The sequence below is a fragment of the Enterobacter sp. 198 genome (assembly GCF_009025585.1).
In the GTDB taxonomy this organism is placed as follows: domain Bacteria; phylum Pseudomonadota; class Gammaproteobacteria; order Enterobacterales; family Enterobacteriaceae; genus Enterobacter; species Enterobacter ludwigii.
Map to the genome: position 1 here is coordinate 134,064 of NZ_WCIM01000011.1, position 18,197 is coordinate 152,260.

15 protein-coding genes and 1 pseudogene are annotated in these 18,197 nt (G+C 57.0%); 9 read left to right on the top strand and 7 right to left on the bottom strand.

The window, feature by feature from the left end:
* Window positions 1–73: 73 nt before the first annotated feature.
* Together F8561_RS05120 and F8561_RS05125 are read left to right on the top strand one after the other, a co-directional pair.
* Window positions 74–1,033 carry a YbgA family protein gene (locus F8561_RS05120; RefSeq protein ID WP_020882705.1) on the top strand — a complete coding sequence of 320 codons (960 nt, stop codon included), beginning with the start codon at window positions 74–76 and terminating at the stop codon, window positions 1,031–1,033.
* Window positions 1,034–1,180: 147 nt separating this feature from the next.
* The gene (locus F8561_RS05125; protein WP_151887214.1) at window positions 1,181–2,269 is read left to right on the top strand and encodes an AAA family ATPase; all 1,089 of its coding nucleotides are present in this window, start codon (window positions 1,181–1,183) and stop codon (window positions 2,267–2,269) included.
* A gap of 340 nt (window positions 2,270–2,609) precedes the next feature.
* On the opposite strand, the pseudogene F8561_RS24595 reads toward F8561_RS05125, so the two are convergent.
* The 4 genes and pseudogenes from F8561_RS24595 to F8561_RS05145 all read right to left on the bottom strand — a co-directional run.
* A pseudogene (locus tag F8561_RS24595) lies at window positions 2,610–2,864 on the bottom strand (hypothetical protein); the annotation flags it as partial.
* A 5-nt stretch (window positions 2,865–2,869) separates the two neighbouring features.
* Complete coding sequence (locus tag F8561_RS05135; protein ID WP_151887215.1) at window positions 2,870–3,823, bottom strand: GlxA family transcriptional regulator; 954 nt, start codon at window positions 3,821–3,823, stop codon at window positions 2,870–2,872.
* A gap of 26 nt (window positions 3,824–3,849) precedes the next feature.
* A complete protein-coding gene (locus tag F8561_RS05140; protein WP_041162352.1) occupies window positions 3,850–4,629 on the bottom strand; it encodes an MBL fold metallo-hydrolase in 780 nt (259 codons plus the stop codon).
* 94 nt (window positions 4,630–4,723) lie between these two features.
* Window positions 4,724–5,611 carry a LysR family transcriptional regulator gene (locus tag F8561_RS05145; protein WP_020882709.1) on the bottom strand — a complete coding sequence of 296 codons (888 nt, stop codon included), beginning with the start codon at window positions 5,609–5,611 and terminating at the stop codon, window positions 4,724–4,726.
* 198 nt (window positions 5,612–5,809) lie between these two features.
* Here F8561_RS05145 and F8561_RS05150 point away from each other — a divergent pair, with 198 nt between their 5' ends.
* Together F8561_RS05150 and F8561_RS05155 are read left to right on the top strand one after the other, a co-directional pair.
* Complete coding sequence (locus F8561_RS05150; RefSeq protein ID WP_151887216.1) at window positions 5,810–7,006, top strand: MFS transporter; 1,197 nt, start codon at window positions 5,810–5,812, stop codon at window positions 7,004–7,006.
* 2 nt (window positions 7,007–7,008) lie between these two features.
* Window positions 7,009–8,037 carry an alpha/beta hydrolase gene (locus F8561_RS05155; protein ID WP_025206508.1) on the top strand — a complete coding sequence of 343 codons (1,029 nt, stop codon included), beginning with the start codon at window positions 7,009–7,011 and terminating at the stop codon, window positions 8,035–8,037.
* Between the two features lie 43 nt (window positions 8,038–8,080).
* Here the strand turns inward: F8561_RS05155 and nlpA are convergent, their stop codons facing one another.
* Window positions 8,081–8,881, bottom strand: coding sequence for a lipoprotein NlpA (gene nlpA / locus F8561_RS05160; protein WP_020882712.1), 801 nt, complete (start codon window positions 8,879–8,881; stop codon window positions 8,081–8,083).
* A gap of 108 nt (window positions 8,882–8,989) precedes the next feature.
* Window positions 8,990–10,507: an MDR family MFS transporter gene (locus F8561_RS05165; RefSeq protein WP_014168018.1), complete on the bottom strand. Its 1,518-nt coding sequence runs from the start codon at window positions 10,505–10,507 to the stop codon at window positions 8,990–8,992.
* Between the two features lie 78 nt (window positions 10,508–10,585).
* Between F8561_RS05165 and F8561_RS05170 the strand changes: the two genes are divergently transcribed.
* On the top strand, window positions 10,586–11,233 hold the full coding sequence (locus tag F8561_RS05170; protein WP_025206509.1) for a TetR/AcrR family transcriptional regulator: 648 nt from the start codon (window positions 10,586–10,588) through the stop codon (window positions 11,231–11,233).
* Here the strand turns inward: F8561_RS05170 and F8561_RS05175 are convergent.
* Window positions 11,230–11,649 (bottom strand): GNAT family N-acetyltransferase, encoded by a 420-nt coding sequence (locus tag F8561_RS05175; protein WP_047355957.1) that lies wholly within the window; start codon window positions 11,647–11,649, stop codon window positions 11,230–11,232. The genes F8561_RS05170 and F8561_RS05175 overlap by 4 nt on opposite strands.
* 186 nt (window positions 11,650–11,835) lie before the next feature.
* On the opposite strand from F8561_RS05175, the gene F8561_RS05180 reads away from it, so the two are divergent.
* The 4 genes from F8561_RS05180 to F8561_RS05195 all read left to right on the top strand — a co-directional run bounded on the left by F8561_RS05180 (window position 11,836) and on the right by F8561_RS05195 (window position 18,147).
* Complete coding sequence (locus F8561_RS05180) at window positions 11,836–12,405, top strand: TetR/AcrR family transcriptional regulator (RefSeq protein ID WP_014168015.1); 570 nt, start codon at window positions 11,836–11,838, stop codon at window positions 12,403–12,405.
* A 146-nt stretch (window positions 12,406–12,551) separates the two neighbouring features.
* The gene (locus F8561_RS05185) at window positions 12,552–13,673 is read left to right on the top strand and encodes an efflux RND transporter periplasmic adaptor subunit (protein ID WP_151887217.1); all 1,122 of its coding nucleotides are present in this window, start codon (window positions 12,552–12,554) and stop codon (window positions 13,671–13,673) included.
* A complete protein-coding gene (locus tag F8561_RS05190; protein ID WP_151887218.1) occupies window positions 13,673–16,783 on the top strand; it encodes an efflux RND transporter permease subunit in 3,111 nt (1,036 codons plus the stop codon). Before F8561_RS05185 ends, F8561_RS05190 begins: the two co-directional genes overlap by 1 nt.
* A complete protein-coding gene (locus F8561_RS05195; RefSeq protein WP_151887219.1) occupies window positions 16,783–18,147 on the top strand; it encodes an efflux transporter outer membrane subunit in 1,365 nt (454 codons plus the stop codon). Before F8561_RS05190 ends, F8561_RS05195 begins: the two co-directional genes overlap by 1 nt.
* Window positions 18,148–18,197: the final 50 nt, after the last annotated feature.

Here is an 18,197-nt window from a genome sequence, read left to right on the forward strand (position 1 = left end):
ATAACTCCGCCAATACTTGGACAAATTACTCATGTTGTGTAAGTTTTAGATATACGAACTGGAGACACACACCATGACAATGAAACCTGTAATCGGTATTAGCGGATGTTTGACCGGTTCCGCCGTTCGCTTCGACGGCGGACATAAGCGTATGGGCTTTGTCATGGACGAACTGGCCCAGTGGGTGAATTTCAGGCCCGTCTGCCCTGAGATGGCCATCGGCTTGCCGACGCCACGCCCTGCACTGCGTCTTATCGTGACGGACAGCGGTGAAACCCAGATGCGTTTTAGCCACGCCCCGCACGAAGACGTTACGCAAAAGATGGCTGACTTTACGGCAGATTATCTGCCTAAAATCGGCGATCTGGCAGGTTTTATCGTCTGTGCAAAATCCCCCAGCTGCGGCATGGAACGCGTGCGGCTGTATGATGAAAACGGCAACCGGGGCCGCAAGGAGGGTGTCGGGCTGTTCACTGCCACCCTCCTTGAAACCCTGCCGTGGTTACCCGTGGAAGAAGATGGCCGCCTGCACGATCCGGTGTTGCGGGAAAACTTTGTTGAGCGTGTTTTCGCGCTTCATGAACTGAACACACTGCGCGCCCAGGGTCTGACGCGCCGTGCGCTATTAGATTTCCACAGCCGCTACAAACTTCAGCTGCTGGCGCACCATCAGGCAGGTTATCGTGAAATCGGCCCGTTCGTTGCCACGCTGCACGAGTGGGAAGATCTGGACGCCTTCTTTGTGGCGTACCGCGAAAAGCTGATGACCATCCTGAAGAAACCTGCCTCGCGGAAAAATCACACTAACGTGTTGATGCATATTCAGGGGTATTTCCGTAACCAGCTAAACAGCCGCCAGCGCGGCGAACTTCGCGACGTGATCCTGCACTACCGTAACGGGCAGTTGCCCATCCTCGCGCCGATCACGCTGCTGAAGCACTACCTGGCCGAATACCCTGACCGGTATCTGATGACGCAAAACTACTTTGATCCCTATCCTGATGATTTGGGTCTGCGTCTGGCAGTCAAGTGATCATAAAAATGCGAAGGCCCCATTGACCCTCAGAGGCCCAAAGCAGTACCCCGTTTAGACGACACCCTCACTGTCGTCTCTTTTTTGCATTTAACCTTAAAGACTGTAATTATATACAGGCCTACAGTGCAAAAAAGGAGCCTGCCTGTGATCAAAAGCCTGCATATCCAAAACTACCGCTCGATTCGCGACATGTCGCTGGAGCTGGAAGCGCTCAATATCGTCTTCGGCCCCAACGGTACCGGGAAATCGAATATCTACAAGGCGATACACCTGATGCACAGCGCGGCGCAGGGGCAGTTCTCCCAGGCGCTGGCAAATGAAGGCGGTATTCTGAAGGTGTTCTGGGCAGGTAAGACCCGTAGCGACCAGCTCCGGCGGATGAACCTCGCGGTGGAAACGGACACTTACGAGTACGAGCTGCAGGTGGGCTTTGTCGAGCAACTGCCCTATCCCTCCCAGTTTCAGCTCGATCCGGTCATTAAAGAAGAGTCCATCTGGCTTACCGGTCAGCGCCGTCGCCCTTCATCACAGCTGATGAAGCGCAGGAATCAGGCGGTATTTCTCAACAACGTGCACCACGAAAAAGTGACTCACAGCGGCACGCTGTATGAAAACGAATCGGTGTTCGGGCAGCTCGGTGAACCGCATCTCTACCCGGAAGTGTCGCAGATGCGCGAGTCCCTGCGTAACTGGCGCTTTTATCATGAATTTTCCGTCTCGTCCGGCTCGGCGATGCGTGCCCCGCAGGTCGGTTTCCGCTCCCCGGTACTGGCCAGCGACGGCGCCAACCTGGCGGCCGCATTTCAGACAATTGTCGAGATTGGTGATGAAATGTTGCTGATGCGCATTCTCGACCAGGCCTTCCCCGGCTGCGAGTTTTACAGCGACAACACCGGCGGCCGCTTTCGCATGATGATGCAGCGCGAGGGGCTGAGCAGGCCGCTGGAACCGGCGGAGTTTTCCGACGGGACGCTGCGCTTCCTGTGCCTGGCGGTAGCGCTGTTAAGCCCACGCCCACCGGCCTTTATCGCGTTGAACGAACCGGAAAACAGCCTGCACCCGCAGATGCTGCCCGCGCTGGCGAGCTTAATCGCCGAGGCCAGCCGCTACTCGCAGATCTGGCTCACCAGCCACTCGCCGGAGCTGGCGAAGTTGATTGAGAAGCAGCGGTCGTTTTCATTGTATGAGCTGTCGATGGCGGAGGGGGAGACGAGGGTGGACAGGCTGGAGTAACTCTATATCCTCATCTCCTGTTCACCGGGGTGGATTCTTTTCTTTCGACATAAAGCATTGTATTCCTCCAATGATTACCCCACCACTAATGGAAAGGTTAACAGCTTCAACAAGATCACTCATTGGAAAATCAAATTGCCCGATGAAAAAATAGGTAACAAAGGCTATCAGCAAACGGCCGCACAAAAGCGTGGCAAAAATGCCAGCGATCCAAACAGCTACCAGCAATAGGAATAATTTTATCCTCGTAGTAAACATTATTTTTCTCGCTTAATTTGTTTTGTATAGCCTCATTGGCAGCCTGTCCTTTGCTTCCGAAATATTCAGAACTCAATGACTCCAGAACCGTTTCGCCGTTGACGGTGGCCTTCTCCCACCACAGTAAGCTGTGGTCGAGCGCAGCAATCTGATCCTCAGTCAGCGAGACGCCAAACAGCAGGCCCAGCGACTGCTGCGCCGCCGCGGCGTTATCCATCAGATAGCGCATCCGATCCAGATCGGAGCCGATACCGTTCAGGTAGCGGTTATCGGTCTGGTCGAGTACCACGTTGGAAACATAGCGGGTATCGAACGCCGCATCGCCGAGGAAGCAGTAATAAATTAATGACGAAGCCGAAAAGTCTTACGCCATTCTGCCGGACTCACGCCAAAACGCGCCTTAAATTGCTGGCGCCAGGTCACCGCAGAGTTAAACCCTACCAGCTCTGCCACGCTTTCAATGGGCATATTCCCGGCTTCTAACAATATCTGGCTGCGCCGCAGGCGCTCGGTGGTCAGCCAGTCGGCCACGCTCATCCCGGTGGCTTTTACAAAATGGCGGGTAAGCGTGCGGCGGCTCATCGATACCACCTCTGCCAGCGAGTCCAGATTATGCGATTCGGCAATGTGCTGCTGGAGATAGTCAATCAGGGAGTTGATTCGTCCGTCACGGGTATCTTTCGGTACCGGCTGGGCAATAAACTGTGCCTGCCCCCCCTCGCGGTGTGGCGGCACGATCATACGGCGGGCAATCTGGTTAGCGACCACGCTGCCAAAGCGCTGGCGGATGATGTACAGGCAGCAGTCAAGCGCGGCAGCGGTACCCGCAGAGGTGATGATATTGCCGTCATCGACGTATAGCGCATTGATATCCAGCTTTACGTCCGGGAAAAGCGTCTGAAACTGATGTTCAAACTCCCAGTGCGTGGCCGCGCGTTTACCGTCGAGAATGCCCGCATAACCCAGCACAAACGACCCCAGACAAAGCCCGACGATCTCCGCCCCGTTGTCTCTGGCCTGGACCAGGCTGTCGAGAAGCGTCTGGGGCGGGCGTTGCTGAACATGCTGCCAGTAAGGCACCACGACGATATCTGCCTGGCCGATGGCGGAGAAATCGTGAGTCGCGTTAAGCGCAAACCCGTCTTTGGATGTCAGTAATCCGGGTTTTTCGGCGCAGATCAACACACTAAAGCGCTTTTCGCCGGATACCGTATCACCAAACAAAATGCAGGGAACGGAGTAGTGGAACGGGCTGAACCCGTCTACCGCAACAATCGCGACGTTGATTAGCGCCATGTATCTCTCCTTTCCCCTGGTGATGCTCAGAATATAACGGTTTCACCATCCTCGGGAATGCTCACCGCATCTCCAATCAGGTTCGCGTCAACGTACTCACGCAGCGCATGGCGGGTCAACAGACAGTGGTTGATGGCCTCCATATGGGTCGCCACAATTTTCGCCTGCGGCAGCAGGAAGTGGACGTTGAGCACATCTTCCTGGCCCATGATAATCGGCCCAAACCCGATGACGTGAGCATAGCCCGCGTTAAGCACCACCACATCCGGCTGATGCTTATGCAGATCGGCTGCCACTTCATCACGCCAGATGGTATCCCCGACAATGTAGAGCGTCTTCTCATCAGGATGACGTAAAACCACGCCACAGGCTTCACCCAGCCGTTCCGCCAGCTCCGGCACGGCGTAAGCACGATCGGTACCGTGCTGGCCGCCGCGGGTTTTCGCGATCCGGATATCGCCAAACGCCGTCTCCTCGGTCATTACCGTCAGGTGGGTAAATCCCTGGCTGCGCAGCAGCGCGGCGTCGCTGTCGTTCTGCACAAAGACAGGTTTATCTTTGCCGATCAGTTCGACTGCGGCGCGATCCCAGTGATCGTCATGTGTATGGGTGACGATCACCGCATCCGCCTCAAGCAACGTGTTGACGTCAACGGGAAGCTCGACCATCGGGTTGCGGATCTCCGCATGCGCCGTGCCGGGGAAGCCCGGATAAGCGCCCTTCGGGGCCAGCATTGGGTCGATTAAAAAGCGTTTCCCGGCGTAGGTAATCAGCTGAGTGGCATTACGAATCTGGGTGATGTTCATGGGTATTCTCCTCATAGTGTGAAGAGGAGAATAGCCCGATGCCGCGCGTAACGATGTGGGCCACAGGGCGATGATCGATGAAATCGGGTCAACGTTATCGCATCCGCAACGCATCCACCACCAGCGAAAAGGCCGGAGACGGCTGCTTTCGGCTCGGGTAGTAGAGATAATACCCCGGGAAGGGCAGACACCAGGGTTCCAGCACGCGGATTAACCGGCCTTCAGCAATATGATCGCCAAACTCGTCTTCGGGCAGGAAAGCAATCCCGAATCCCGCCAGGGCAGCTTCGACAATATGCCAGGAAGTATTGAAGGTCAGCTGGCCATTCACGCGCACGTTCAGATCGCCACCGTCCTGATCAAAATCCCAGACGTAAATCCCGCCGGATTTAATCATCCTCTGGTTAATGCACTGGTGCTGCGTCAGCTCATGCGGCGTTTGCGGAACAGGATGACGGGCGAAGTAGTCCGGCGAGGCGACCGCGGCCATACGCAACTGCGGGCCTATCGGCAACGCGATCATGTCTTTATCGATGGTATCTCCCATACGAACGCCCGCATCGAAGCGGTCGGCAACGATATCGCGAAAACCGTGATTGGCGTCGAACTCAATGTGAATATCGGGGTATTGCCGCAAAAGCGGCGTCAACTTAGGCAACAGGGTGCGCGATAACACATCGGGTCCACAGGTGATCCTCACCGTGCCGGCGGGTTTGTCGCGAAGCTCCGTCAACATGTCCAGCTCCGCTTCGATTTCATCGAAACGGTTGCCAATGGCGTTAAGCAAGCGTTCGCCGGCTGCGGTGGGGGAAACGCTGCGGGTGGTGCGGGTCAGCAGGCGGATCTGCATCCGGTTCTCCAGCCCGGTTATGGCCTGGCTTAACGCGGGCTGGGTCACGCCCAACTGTGCCGCGGCACGGGTAAAACTGCCCTCACGCGCCACGGTGACAAAAGCAAAAAGATCGTTCAGGTTACGCTTCATCGCACCCTCATTTATAAGCCAAACTTATAAGCTCATTAAGCATTGATTAGCTAGTCAGAATACACCCGCCGTGTAAAATTTTCACTGTGACCTGACGTCAACCACATTCCAACCTTTCATCTGCATGCGTTATTCCCGTGAATAGCGCCCGGCCCCGGCTTGTCCGAATCTGGCCGAACGAATAACAAGGTAAACACGATGTCCGCTATGGTGAACGAAACATCAGCGCGCCAGTCCCGTGCCTGCTGGAGCGGCGTGCTGGCAATGACCCTCTGCGCTTTTACGCTGGTCGCCTCAGAATTTATGCCTGTAAGTCTGCTGACGCCCGTTTCGCGGGATCTCGCCGTCAGTGAAGGCCTGGCGGGCCTCGGGATCGCGATATCCGGCGCGCTGGCCGTATTGACCAGCCTGTTTCTCTCTTCTCTTGCGGGAGGCATTAACCGCAAATCGCTGCTGCTGGGCCTGACGGCGTTGATGGCCGTCTCCGGTCTGATTATCGCCGTGGCTGAGAGCTATCCCCTTTATATGCTGGGACGCGCACTGCTTGGCGTGGCCATTGGCGGCTTCTGGTCGCTCTCCGCGGCGACCGCAATTCGCCTTGTGCCACCGCATCAGGTTCAACGTGCGCTCGCCATTTTTAACGGTGGCAACGCCCTGGCGACCGTCGTTGCGGCTCCGCTCGGCAGCTGGCTGGGGGCGACAATCGGCTGGCGCGGTGCCTTTTACTGCCTGGTGCCCGTGAGCCTGCTCGCGTTTATCTGGCAGTGGTTCAGCCTGCCTTCCATGCCCGTGGAAAAGCGCACCGCGTCGTCCACCAGCGCCTTCGGCCTGCTGAAGACCCCACTGGTGGCAAAAGGAATGGTCGCGTGCGGCGTCTTTTTCATGGGGCAGTTCGCGCTGTTTACCTACGTGCGTCCGTTCCTGGAAACCGTGACTTTCGCCAGCGCGACGCAGTTATCGTTAATCCTGCTGGTCATTGGCGTGGCGGGTTTTATCGGCACCCTGCTGATCGGCACGTTTCTGCGCCGCGGATTTTACACCACGCTGGTCGCCATTCCCGTGGTGATGGCGCTGATTGCCGCGGCACTGATGGCCTTCGGCCATCACCTTGCCGCCGTCACCGCCCTGCTCGGCCTCTGGGGACTGGTCGCGACGGCCGCCCCCGTCGGCTGGTGGACCTGGGTTGCCAGAACGCTTCCTGAAAATGCCGAAGCGGGTGGCGGACTGATGGTGGCAATGGTGCAGCTCTCCATTGCGCTCGGCTCCACGCTCGGTGGCCTGGCCTTTGACCACAGCGGCTGGCAAAGCACCTTTGCACTCAGCGGTGTACTGCTTATCGCCGCTGCCATGTTCACGTTTTACACCTCACACAACGACACACTTCACAGGAGTTAATCATGAGAAGATTCACCATGGCGCTCGGGCTGTTAGTCAGCGCCTTCGCCGCCAGCGCTGCCGATATGTCCCGGGGCGCAGATAATTTCTATAAAAGCGATAAGGTTACGCAGCAGAAGGTGACCTTTAAAAACCAGTATCAGATGAACGTCGTCGGCAATCTGTATCGGCCAAAAGAGGCGGATAAAAACGCCAGACTGCCGGCGATCGTGGTCGGCCATCCGATGGGCGCGGTGAAAGAGCAAAGCGCCAGTCTCTATGCGCAAAAGCTCGCGGAACAGGGCTTTGTCACCCTGGCGATTGATCTCTCATTCTGGGGGGAAAGCGAAGGTAAACCGGGGCATCTGATCTCACCAGAAATCTATTCCGATGATTTCAGCGCGGCCGTGGATTATCTGAGCACTCAGTCTTTTGTCGATCCACAGCGCATCGGTGCACTGGGCATTTGCGGCAGCGGCAGCTTCGTTATTAGCGCGGCGAAAATTGACCCGCGCATGAAAGCGATCGCCACCGTCAGCATGTATGACATGGGCTCCGCCTTCCGCAACGGCCTCAACCATTCCGTGACGGTTGAACAGCGTAAAGCGATGATTGCCTCTGCCGCTGAGCAGCGTCTGAAAGAGTATCAGGGTGCAGAGACAGCCTACATTCCCGGGACGGTAAATAAGCTGGATGATTCTACGCCGGCTATCCAGCGTGAGTTCTTCGATTTTTATCGCACCGAACGCGGCGGGTACACGCCACAGGGCGAGAAAGAGGCGCTGACGACGAAACCGATGATGAGCAGCATCGGTAAGTTTATGAACTTCTATCCGTTCAACGATATCGAAACCATTTCACCGCGTCCGATGCTGTTTATCACGGGTGATAAAGCGCATTCGAAAGAGTTTAGCGAAGATGCCTATAAACGCGCCGGTGAACCGAAAGAGCTGTATATCGTGCCGAATGCAGGCCACGTTGACCTGTATGACCGCACGGATCTGATCCCGTTTGCAAAACTGGCCTCGTTCTTTAAAGCCAACCTGAAATAACCCGGTAAGGCGTATAACACCCTGTTATACGCCTTTGTCCTGACTACCAGCCCGGCACCGCGCCACCGTTAAAGAGGGTCTCTGCGGCCTTCGCCACTTCCGGCGACTGATACGACTGGATAAATTCCTTCACGTTTTCCGCGTCTTTGTTGTCTTCCCGCGTCACCACGATGTTCACATACGGCGAGTTTTTATCTTCAATAAACACGCTGTCATGCACCGGCGACAGCCCGGTTTGCTGGAGATAGGTGGTGCTGATAATGGCAACATCCACTTTCGGATCATCCAGCACGCGCGGCAGTTGCGCCCCTTCCAGCTCCATAATGTTCAAATGCTTCGGATTGGCGGTGATATCCAGCGCCGTCGGCAGCAGGCCAACGTCCGGCTTCAGGGTAATCAGCTTCTCTTTTTGCAACAGCAGCAGTGCGCGGCCAAGGTTGGTCGGATCGTTTGGAATGGCGATGGTCGCGCCGTCCTTCAGCTCAGACACGGATTTGATCTTGCGGGAGTAGCCGGCCATCGGGAAAACAAAGGTGTTCGCCACAGCAACCAGCTTGTAGTGATGCGCCTTATTATCTTCTGCCAGGAACGGGCGATGCTGGAAGACATTGGCATCAAGATCGCCCTGACTGGTGGCATCATTGGGCAACAGCGAGCCGCTGAACCCCACCAGTTCCACATCCAGACCGTATTTCTCTTTCGCCACTTTTTTAGCGACTTCCGCGACATCCTGCTCAGCGCCGTTAATCACGCCGACTTTGATGTGTTTGGCATCGCTGCCGCCTTGATCGCAACCTGCCAGCAGCAGGCCCGCGAGAACCAGAGCACCCAATCGAAGTTTCACGAGACATATCCTTTTGATAAACGTTTCAGTGACTATATCGACAACGGTACGGCTGGCTAAAAAACGAAAAAGCATCAATAAGACGGATAAGTTATATGTGCGGGGGCGCTATTGATCCGACCTGAGCATGCCCGCACGGCGTAACGGCGTTTCACGTAAAAACCACGACAGTACAAACGCCAGCACCATAATGCTTGCCGCCAGCAGGAACACCGCGTGAATGGCTGAGCCAAACGCATCAAGGTAATCGAGCCGCAGGGCCTCTGGCAGCCGGTGAATGGCCGCAGGATTGAGCTCATGCGGTAACTCCGCCCCTTGCGGTAAACGGTCCATTAGACCCGATTGCAAAACGTGGGTGAAGACCGCGCCAAACAGCGCGACGCCGATGGCCCCGCCAATGGAACGAAACAGCGTGACCCCGGAAGTCGCCACCCCGTATTGATCGGCAGAGACGCTGTTTTGCACGGCCAGCACCAGTACCTGCATGACCAGCCCCAGACCCATCCCCAGCACGCCGGTAAAAATGTACAGCTGCCAGGTCGGCGAGTGGATCGAGATGCGCGTCAGCAGCACCATGCCCACCACGCCAAGCAGCGTACCGGCGATCGGGAACAGACGGTATTTTCCGGTACGGCTGATAATCCGCCCGCTGATGATCGAGGTTAGCAGCAGTCCGCCCATCAGCGGGATCAGCTGCAGACCGGCCTGAGTCGGCGTGGCGTCTTTCACAACCTGCAGATAGAGCGGCAGGAAGGTGACCGAGCCAAAGAGCGACATCCCGATAATAAAGCCAATCAGGCTGCAGAGCAGAAAGCTGCGATCGCGGAACAGCGAGAGCGGAATGATTGGCTCCCAGGCCAGACGCTCCTCATAGATAAACCCGGCGATACCCGTCAGGCCAAAGGCCAGAATGCACCACAGCTGCGGGTCGTTCCACTGGCGTATCGTCCCGCCTTCAGTGGTAAACAGGATGATACACAGCAGCGCCATGCTGAGGTAAATCGCCCCCAGATAATCAATTTCGTGCTTGTTGCGCCGTGCGCTGCCGTGGAACACCGCGCCTATCACCAGCAGGGCAAAGAGACCGAGCGGCAGATTGATATAAAAAATCCAGCGCCAGGAGGCATGCTGCACGATAAACCCGCCGATAAGCGGCCCGATCACCGTCGCCAGACCAAATACGCCGCCAAACAGCCCCTGATAGCGGCCACGCTCCGCAGGCGGAATAACGTCCGCCACAGCGGCCATACTGATGACCATCAGACCGCCACCGCCCAGCCCCTGCAGGCCGCGCATCAGCACCAGCTGGGTCATGTTTTGCGCCAGACCGCAGAGCACCGACCCCGCCAGAAACAGCACAATAGCGATTTGAAGGACGATTTTACGCCCAAACAGATCGCCGAATTTTCCGTACAGCGGCACCACAATGGTCGAGCTGAGGATATAGGCCGTCACCACCCAGGAGAGCTTATCCAGGCCACCCAGTTCCCCAACGATGGTGGGCAACGCCGTGGAAACAATCGTCTGGTCCAGCGCCGAAAGCAGCATCACCAGCAGCAGCGCGCTGAACAGCAGCTTTATCGACGGCGCGTTTTGCGCAGGTTGAGTCATTACGTCGGACTCCATAAGAGATCGCTTGAAATTAATTAACTAGATAATTAATATTTAAGTAAGTGATGAATAAGATCAAGAGATCCTGCGACTATGCCAGCACATAAGGACAATTCTGAACCGCGCCGCCCCGGTCGACCACGCGGCGGAAAGCGGGCAACCGCCAGCCGCGAACAGCTGCTGGATATTGCGTTGAGCCTCTTTTCCCGCCAGGGGATCGCTCAAACCTCGCTGAACGCCATCGCCAAAGAAGCGGGCGTAACGCCAGCGATGCTGCATTACTACTTCAATTCACGAGAACAATTGCTCGACGCGATGATTGAGGAGCGCTTCCTGCCCTTACGTAATCGGATCGGCGCAATTTTCGCCGAAAACCCCGACTCGCCGGTCAACGCATTAACGCAAATGGTGAAGGTACTGGCCGAGCTGGCGGAGCAGCACCGCTGGTTTGCCCCGCTGTGGATGCAGGAGGTCATCGGGGAGATGCCTGTACTGCGCACGCATCTGCACGCGCGGTTTGGTGACGACAAATACCAGGCAACGCTCGCCACCCTTAAACGCTGGCAGCAGGAAGGGCAACTGAACCGGGCACTCGCGCCAGAACTGCTGTTCACCACGCTGCTAAGCCTGGTGCTGGTGCCGTTCTCAAGAATGCGCAACGACGAGAGGCTACACGCCCTCTCGCCAGAGATCATTGTGCGTCATGCGCTGGCCGTGATGGGCAACGGCATAGGTGGTTAAAGGGATTTGGTCAGATAATGCCTTTGCATACCCGGGTACGGGTAATCCGGCAACGACATCTGCAGCTGATAGCCCTGCTTTTCATAGAATGGACGTGCCTGGAAGCTGACCGTATCCACCAGCGCATGGGTGCAGCCTTTGCGTCGGGCTTCGTCTTCTGCCGTTTTGATAAGCTGGCTGCCGACGCCCGATCCCCGCTCGGTGTCGCTGACCCACAGAAAATCGATGTTTAGCCAGTCGCCTTTGCGCACGCCAATTAACCCGCCCAGCATCACGCCCTTATCGTCTCGCACATAAACGCCAATGTCGCCGCTAAAGTTTGAGAGATCTAAAAATTGTCCGTTGTAGGCGCGAAGCCCTGTTAATAATTCTTCTTTTTCATCGTGTGTGACGTTATCCGTCGTGCTCAGATGCATATTTTTCTCCTTATTTTCTGTGCAATCTTAATATTGCACAGCCTTTCCTTCATCAAAACTCCTTTTTTTCTCCATTCTTTAAACATTGAAATATTCATTCAATAAGTACTTAAAAAAAGTCTTTCCAATACGCACCTGAAACGTATAATGAGAACGATCATTCTCACTTTTATAGGGTAACCGACGATGAGCACAAAACTGGAAGAACGCCAAAAACAGCGTCAGGACGACATCATCGCTGCCGCGCGTCAGTGCTTTCGCGCCAGCGGTTTTCATGCGGCCAGCATGTCGCAGATCGCCAGTGAGGCAAAGCTCAGCGTCGGGCAAATCTACCGTTATTTCAGTAACAAAGATGCGATTATTGAAGAGATGATTCGCCGTATCATCGACTCACGCATCGAAGAGATTCAGGGTAAAACGCTGGTCGAGGGGATGCCTCAGGCGCTCGCCTGGCGACAGACCCTGAATGAAGATGACGATGCGCTGATGCTTGAGATGTCGGCTGAAGCCACGCGTAATCCCCAGGTGGCGGCCATGCTGGTCGAAGCGGAAAAGCGGATGTTTGCTAATGCCTGCGCACACCTGAAAAAACAGTTTCCCCACCTGAGTGATGATCATATTCGCTGCTGCGTGGAGATTACTGCGGTAATGATTGAGGGGTCTATTTACCGCCGACTCACCCCCTTAAACGTACCCTCTGAACAATTAGAGCCTCTTTATCAAAATATTTTAAATATGCTTTTCTCTGCGAAGTAATCGCATGTGAATAATTAGCGGGAAGACGTTATTCCCTTATTAACATTTCCGGCTCTGCCGGAGATGCGGTATCGCTGTGCCTTTAAATAGCCCCCTTCCTTGTTAAGCCATTAACAGGGCAGGCATCGTTCACCCTGGAAAAAATTATGAAAGCCATAACAACCTCCATCGCAGCATTATTCCTCCTGACGGGGTGCGATAATGCACAAACATCTGCTCCTCAACATCCCCTCCCGCAAGTGGGGATTGTTACGCTCCTGAGCCAACCCGTTTCCGTGGTCAGTGAACTGACCGGACGCACCACGGCCGCCATGAGCGCGGAAGTGCGTCCTCAGGTGGGCGGCATTATTCAGAAACGGCTCTTTACCGAAGGCGATACCGTGCAAGCCGGACAGGCGCTGTATCAAATTGACCCCTCCAGCTACCGCGCCGCCTACGATGAAGCCGCCGCGGCCCTGAAACAGGCGCAGGCGCTGGTGCAGGCCGATTGCCAGAAAGCTCAACGCTATACACATCTGGTGAAAGACGACGGCGTATCGCGTCAGGATGCCGAAGATGCAAAGTCCACCTGCGCGCAGGACAAGGCCAGCGTGGAGTCGAAAAAAGCAGCCCAGGAAAGCGCGCGCATTAACCTCAACTGGACCACGGTGACCGCCCCGATTGCCGGACGTATTGGCATCTCTTCGGTCACCCCCGGCGCACTGGTCACTGCCCAGCAAGAGACCGCGCTCGCCACCATTCGCGGTCTGGACAATATGTACGTCGATTTAACCCGCTCCAGCGCCGATCTTCTGCGATTACGCAAACAAACGCTTGCCAGCAACAGCGAGACATTGAGCGTATCGTTGATCCTTGAAGATGGCAGCACCTATCAGGAAAAAGGCCGTCTGGCCCTGACTGAAGTGGCAGTGGACGAATCCACCGGGTCGGTCACACTGCGCGCCGTCTTCCCCAACCCGCAGCATCAGCTTCTGCCCGGGATGTTTGTTCGCGCCAGAGTGGATGAAGGGGTAATGAGCGAGGCCATCCTCGCCCCGCAGCAGGGAATTACCCGTGATGCCAAAGGCAACGCCACCGCGCTGGTGGTGGGGGCCGGCAATAAGGTGGAACAACGTCAGCTGGAAACGGGTGACACCTACGGCGACAAATGGCTGGTGCTGAGTGGACTGAAGGCTGGCGATAAGCTGATTGTGGAAGGCACCGATAAAGTGACCGCCGGTCAGCAAGTTAACGCCGAAGAGATGAAAACCGCGGGAGGAAACGCCTGATGTTTTCCCGCTTCTTCGTGCGTCGCCCGGTTTTTGCCTGGGTGATTGCTATTCTGATTATGCTCGCCGGGGTGCTGGCGATCCGTACCCTGCCCGTCGCGCAGTATCCCGACGTCGCTCCGCCGTCGATAAAAATCTCTGCCACCTATACTGGCGCGTCGGCACAGACTCTGGAAAACAGCGTCACCCAGGTCATTGAGCAACAGCTGACCGGGCTGGATAACCTGCTCTATTTTACCTCCACCAGCAGTTCGGACGGCTCGGTAAGCATCACCGTCACGTTCGAACAGGGAACCGACCCGGATACCGCGCAGGTTCAGGTGCAGAACAAGGTTCAGCAGGCCGAGTCGCGCTTGCCGACCGAGGTACAGCAGGCCGGCATTACGGTGCAAAAATCGCAGAGTAACTTCCTGCTGATCATGGGCGTGTACGATAAAACCGACCATGCCAGCAGTTCGGATATCGCCGACTGGCTGGTGAGTAATATGCAGGATCCGCTGGCACGCGTAGAGGGCGTCGGCAGCCTGCAGGTGTTTGGTGCGGAATACGCCATGCGCATCTGGCTTGACCCGGCAAAGCTGGCGTCGTACTCGCTGATGCCATCCGACGTTCAGAGCGCTATTGAAGCGCAGAACGTGCAGGTTTCCGCCGGTAAAATCGGCGCGTTACCCGCGTCCGGTACCCAGCAGTTGACCGCCACCGTGCGTGCCCAGTCGCGCCTGCAGACGGTCGATCAGTTTAAAAATATCATCGTTAAGAGCCAGTCCAGCGGCGCAGTGGTGCGTATCGGCGACGTGGCGCGCGTGGAGATGGGCAGCGAGGATTACACGGCTACCGCCAGGCTGAATGGTCACCCGGCAGCCGGTATGGCGGTGATGCTCTCGCCGGGCGCAAATGCGCTCAATACCGCCACCGCGGTGAAAGATAAAATTGCCGAATTCAAACGGGCAATGCCGGAAGGCTATGATGTGGCCTATCCGAAAGACAGCACCGAGTTCATTAAGATCTCGGTGGAAGATGTGATTCAGACGCTGTTTGAGGCCATTATCCTCGTGGTGGTGGTGATGTATCTGTTTCTGCAGAACATTCGCGCCACGCTCATCCCCGCGCTGGCGGTGCCGGTAGTTCTGTTGGGCACCTTTGGCGTGCTGGCGCTGTTCGGTTATTCCATTAATACCCTGACGCTGTTTGCGATGGTGCTGGCGATAGGTCTGCTGGTCGATGACGCCATCGTGGTAGTGGAAAACGTCGAGCGCATTATGCGCGATGAAGGTCTGCCCGCCCGCGAAGCCACCGAAAAATCGATGGGCGAAATTTCCGGTGCGCTGGTCGCCATTGCGCTGGTGCTTTCCGCCGTGTTTCTGCCGATGGCCTTCTTCGGCGGCTCAACCGGCGTCATCTACCGCCAGTTTTCGGTCACCATTATCTCAGCGATGATCCTCTCGGTGGTGGTGGCGCTGACCCTGACACCCGCGCTCTGCGGCTCGATACTGCGCCATACGCCTCCTCACAAAAAAGGGTTTTTCGGCGCGTTTAACCGCTTCTACAGTAAGACCGAGCATGGCTACCAGAATAAAGTCCTGCGCGCGCTGCGCCGCTCCGCGGGCATGCTGGTGGTCTACACCCTGCTCTGTGGCGCGATGGCCGTGGCAATGCTGAAGCTGCCCGGCAGCTTCCTGCCCACGGAGGACCAGGGTGAAATCATGGTGCAGTACACCCTGCCTGCCGGTGCGACAGCGGTACGTACCGCGGAGATCAGTCGTCAGGTTCGCGAATGGTTCCTCACTAAAGAGAAAGCCAACACCGATGTGATTTTTACGGTCGAGGGCTTTAGCTTTAGCGGCAGCGGCCAGAATGCCGGGATGGCGTTTGTCTCCCTGAAAAACTGGTCCGAGCGTAAAGGCGATGAGAACACCGCTCAGGCGATTGCCCTGCGCGCCACTCAGGAACTCGGCTCCCTTCGCGATGCCACCGTCTTTGCCATGACGCCCCCGGCCGTAGACGGCCTCGGCCAGAGCAACGGTTTTACCTTCGAGCTCATGGCCAGCGGCAGCACCGATCGCGACACGTTGCTGAAGATGCGTAATCAGCTAATCGGCCAGGCGAATCAGGACACCTCCCTGCATGCCGTTCGCGCCAATGATTTGCCGCAGATGCCGCAGCTGCAGGTGGATATCGACAACAACAAAGCCGTATCGCTGGGGCTTTCCCTGAGCGACGTCACCGATACCCTCTCCAGCGCCTGGGGCGGAACCTACGTGAATGACTTTATCGATCGGGGCCGCGTGAAAAAGGTCTACATCCAGGGAGACAGCGATTACCGCGCCGTGCCTTCCGATCTCAACAAATGGTACGTACGCGGCAGCGACAGCACCATGACACCGTTCTCCGCTTTCGCCACTACGCGCTGGGAGTATGGCCCGGAGAGTCTGGTGCGCTACAACGGCTCGGCGGCCTATGAAATTCAGGGCGAGAACGCCAGTGGTGCCAGCTCCGGTACGGCGATGACCCGGATGGAACAGCTGGCGAACAACCTGCCGGCCGGCACAACCTGGGCGTGGAGCGGGTTGTCGTTACAGGAGAAACTGGCGAGCGGTCAGGCGATGAGCTTGTATGCCCTCTCCATCCTGGTGGTATTCCTGTGCCTGGCCGCGCTGTATGAGAGCTGGTCGGTGCCGATTTCAGTCATTCTGGTGATCCCGCTTGGGGTGCTGGGCGCGGCGCTGGCCGCCTCGCTGCGCGGGCTGAGCAACGACGTCTATTTCCAGGTAGCGCTGCTGACCACCATCGGCCTGTCGTCAAAAAACGCCATTTTGATCGTTGAGTTTGCGGAGGCGAAAGTCGCGGAAGGTTACTCCCTGACGCGTGCCGCGCTGCGTGCGGCTCAGACGCGACTGCGTCCGATCATCATGACGTCGCTGGCGTTTATCGCCGGGGTAACACCGCTGGCCGTCGCCACCGGTGCAGGCGCCAACAGCCGCGTGGCGATTGGGACCGGCATCATCGGCGGGACGCTCGCGGCAACGCTGCTGGCCATCTTCTTTGTTCCATTATTCTTCGTACTGGTGAAACGTCTCTTCTCCGGTAAGCACGCAAACCGGAGGTCATAATGTTTCGTGTATCTGTTTTAGTGTTAGCGCTGCTGAGCGCAGGCTGTGTTTCGTTAGACCCTACCTATCAGCGTCCTGACGCGCCCGTCCCGGCCACGTTGCCGGGCGCCCACGGCGAAGCCACCGCCGTGGTCAGCCAGTGGCAGCAGGTGATGAACGATCACCGCCTGAACAAGGTGGTAACAATGGCACTCACCGGCAACCGCGATGTGCAAAAAGCGATTGCTGATATCGACGCCGCCCGCGCCCAGTATGGTGAGACGCGCTCGTCTCTGTTCCCGTCGGTGGATGCCAGCCTGAGCCATACCCGCAGCCGCACGCTGGCCAGCGGCGTGAGCACCAGCGATGAGGCTAACGGCGCCGTCTCCAGCTTCGAGCTGGATCTGTTTGGTCGTAACCAGAGCCTCTCGCGCGCCGCGCGTGAAACCTGGCTTGCCAGCGAGTTCACGGCGCAGAACACGCGCCTGACAATGGTCAGCGAGCTGACCACCGCCTGGATTACTCTGGCGGCAGATAACAGCAATCTGGCGCTGGCAAAATCCACTCAGGAGAGCGCAGCGAACTCGCTCAAGATTGTGCAGCGTCAGCAGGACGTCGGGGTCGCCGCCGCAACGGATGTCAGCGAAGCAATGGCGGTTTATCAGCAGGCCCGCGCCAGCGTCGCCAGCTATCAGACGCTGGTGATGCAGGACAAAAACGCCCTGAATTTGCTGGCGGGCGAGACGGTACCGGAAAACCTGCTACCCGGTACGCTGGAGAGCCTGAGCGATAACGCCATCACCCTGATCCCGGCGGGCGTTAGCTCCGCCACGCTACTGCGTCGCCCGGATATTCAGGAGGCTGAACATAACCTGTTGAGCGCGAATGCCAACATCGGTGCTGCGCGCGCCAACTTCTTCCCGACGATGTCGCTTACCACCAGCGCCGGGGTCGGCAGCGATTCGCTCTCGTCATTGTTCAGCCACGGCATGAAGGTCTGGTCGTTCGCACCGTCCATCTCCCTGCCGCTGTTCAGCGGCGGCAATAACATGGCGCAACTGCGCTATGCCGAAGCGGAGAAAAAAGGGCTGATTGCCACCTATGAGAAAACCATCCAGAGCGCGTTCAAAGATGTAGCCGATGCGCTGGCGCGCCGCGAAACCCTGAGTGAAGAGCTTGACGCGCAACGTGAATACGTGGCGGCAGAGCAAAAAACGCTGGATGTGGCAACGCGCAGCTATCAGGTGGGTGCGGGTGATTACCTGACCGTTCTCACCGCGCAGCGCGCCCTGTGGTCGGCACGGGCATCATTGATTGCCCTGCAGCAGACCGACTTTGAAAACCGTATTACGCTGTGGCAGTCGCTGGGGGGAGGGATTCAATAACCGCCGGTCCAGGTGCAGGTGCAGGTGCAGGTGCAGGTGCAGGTGCAGGA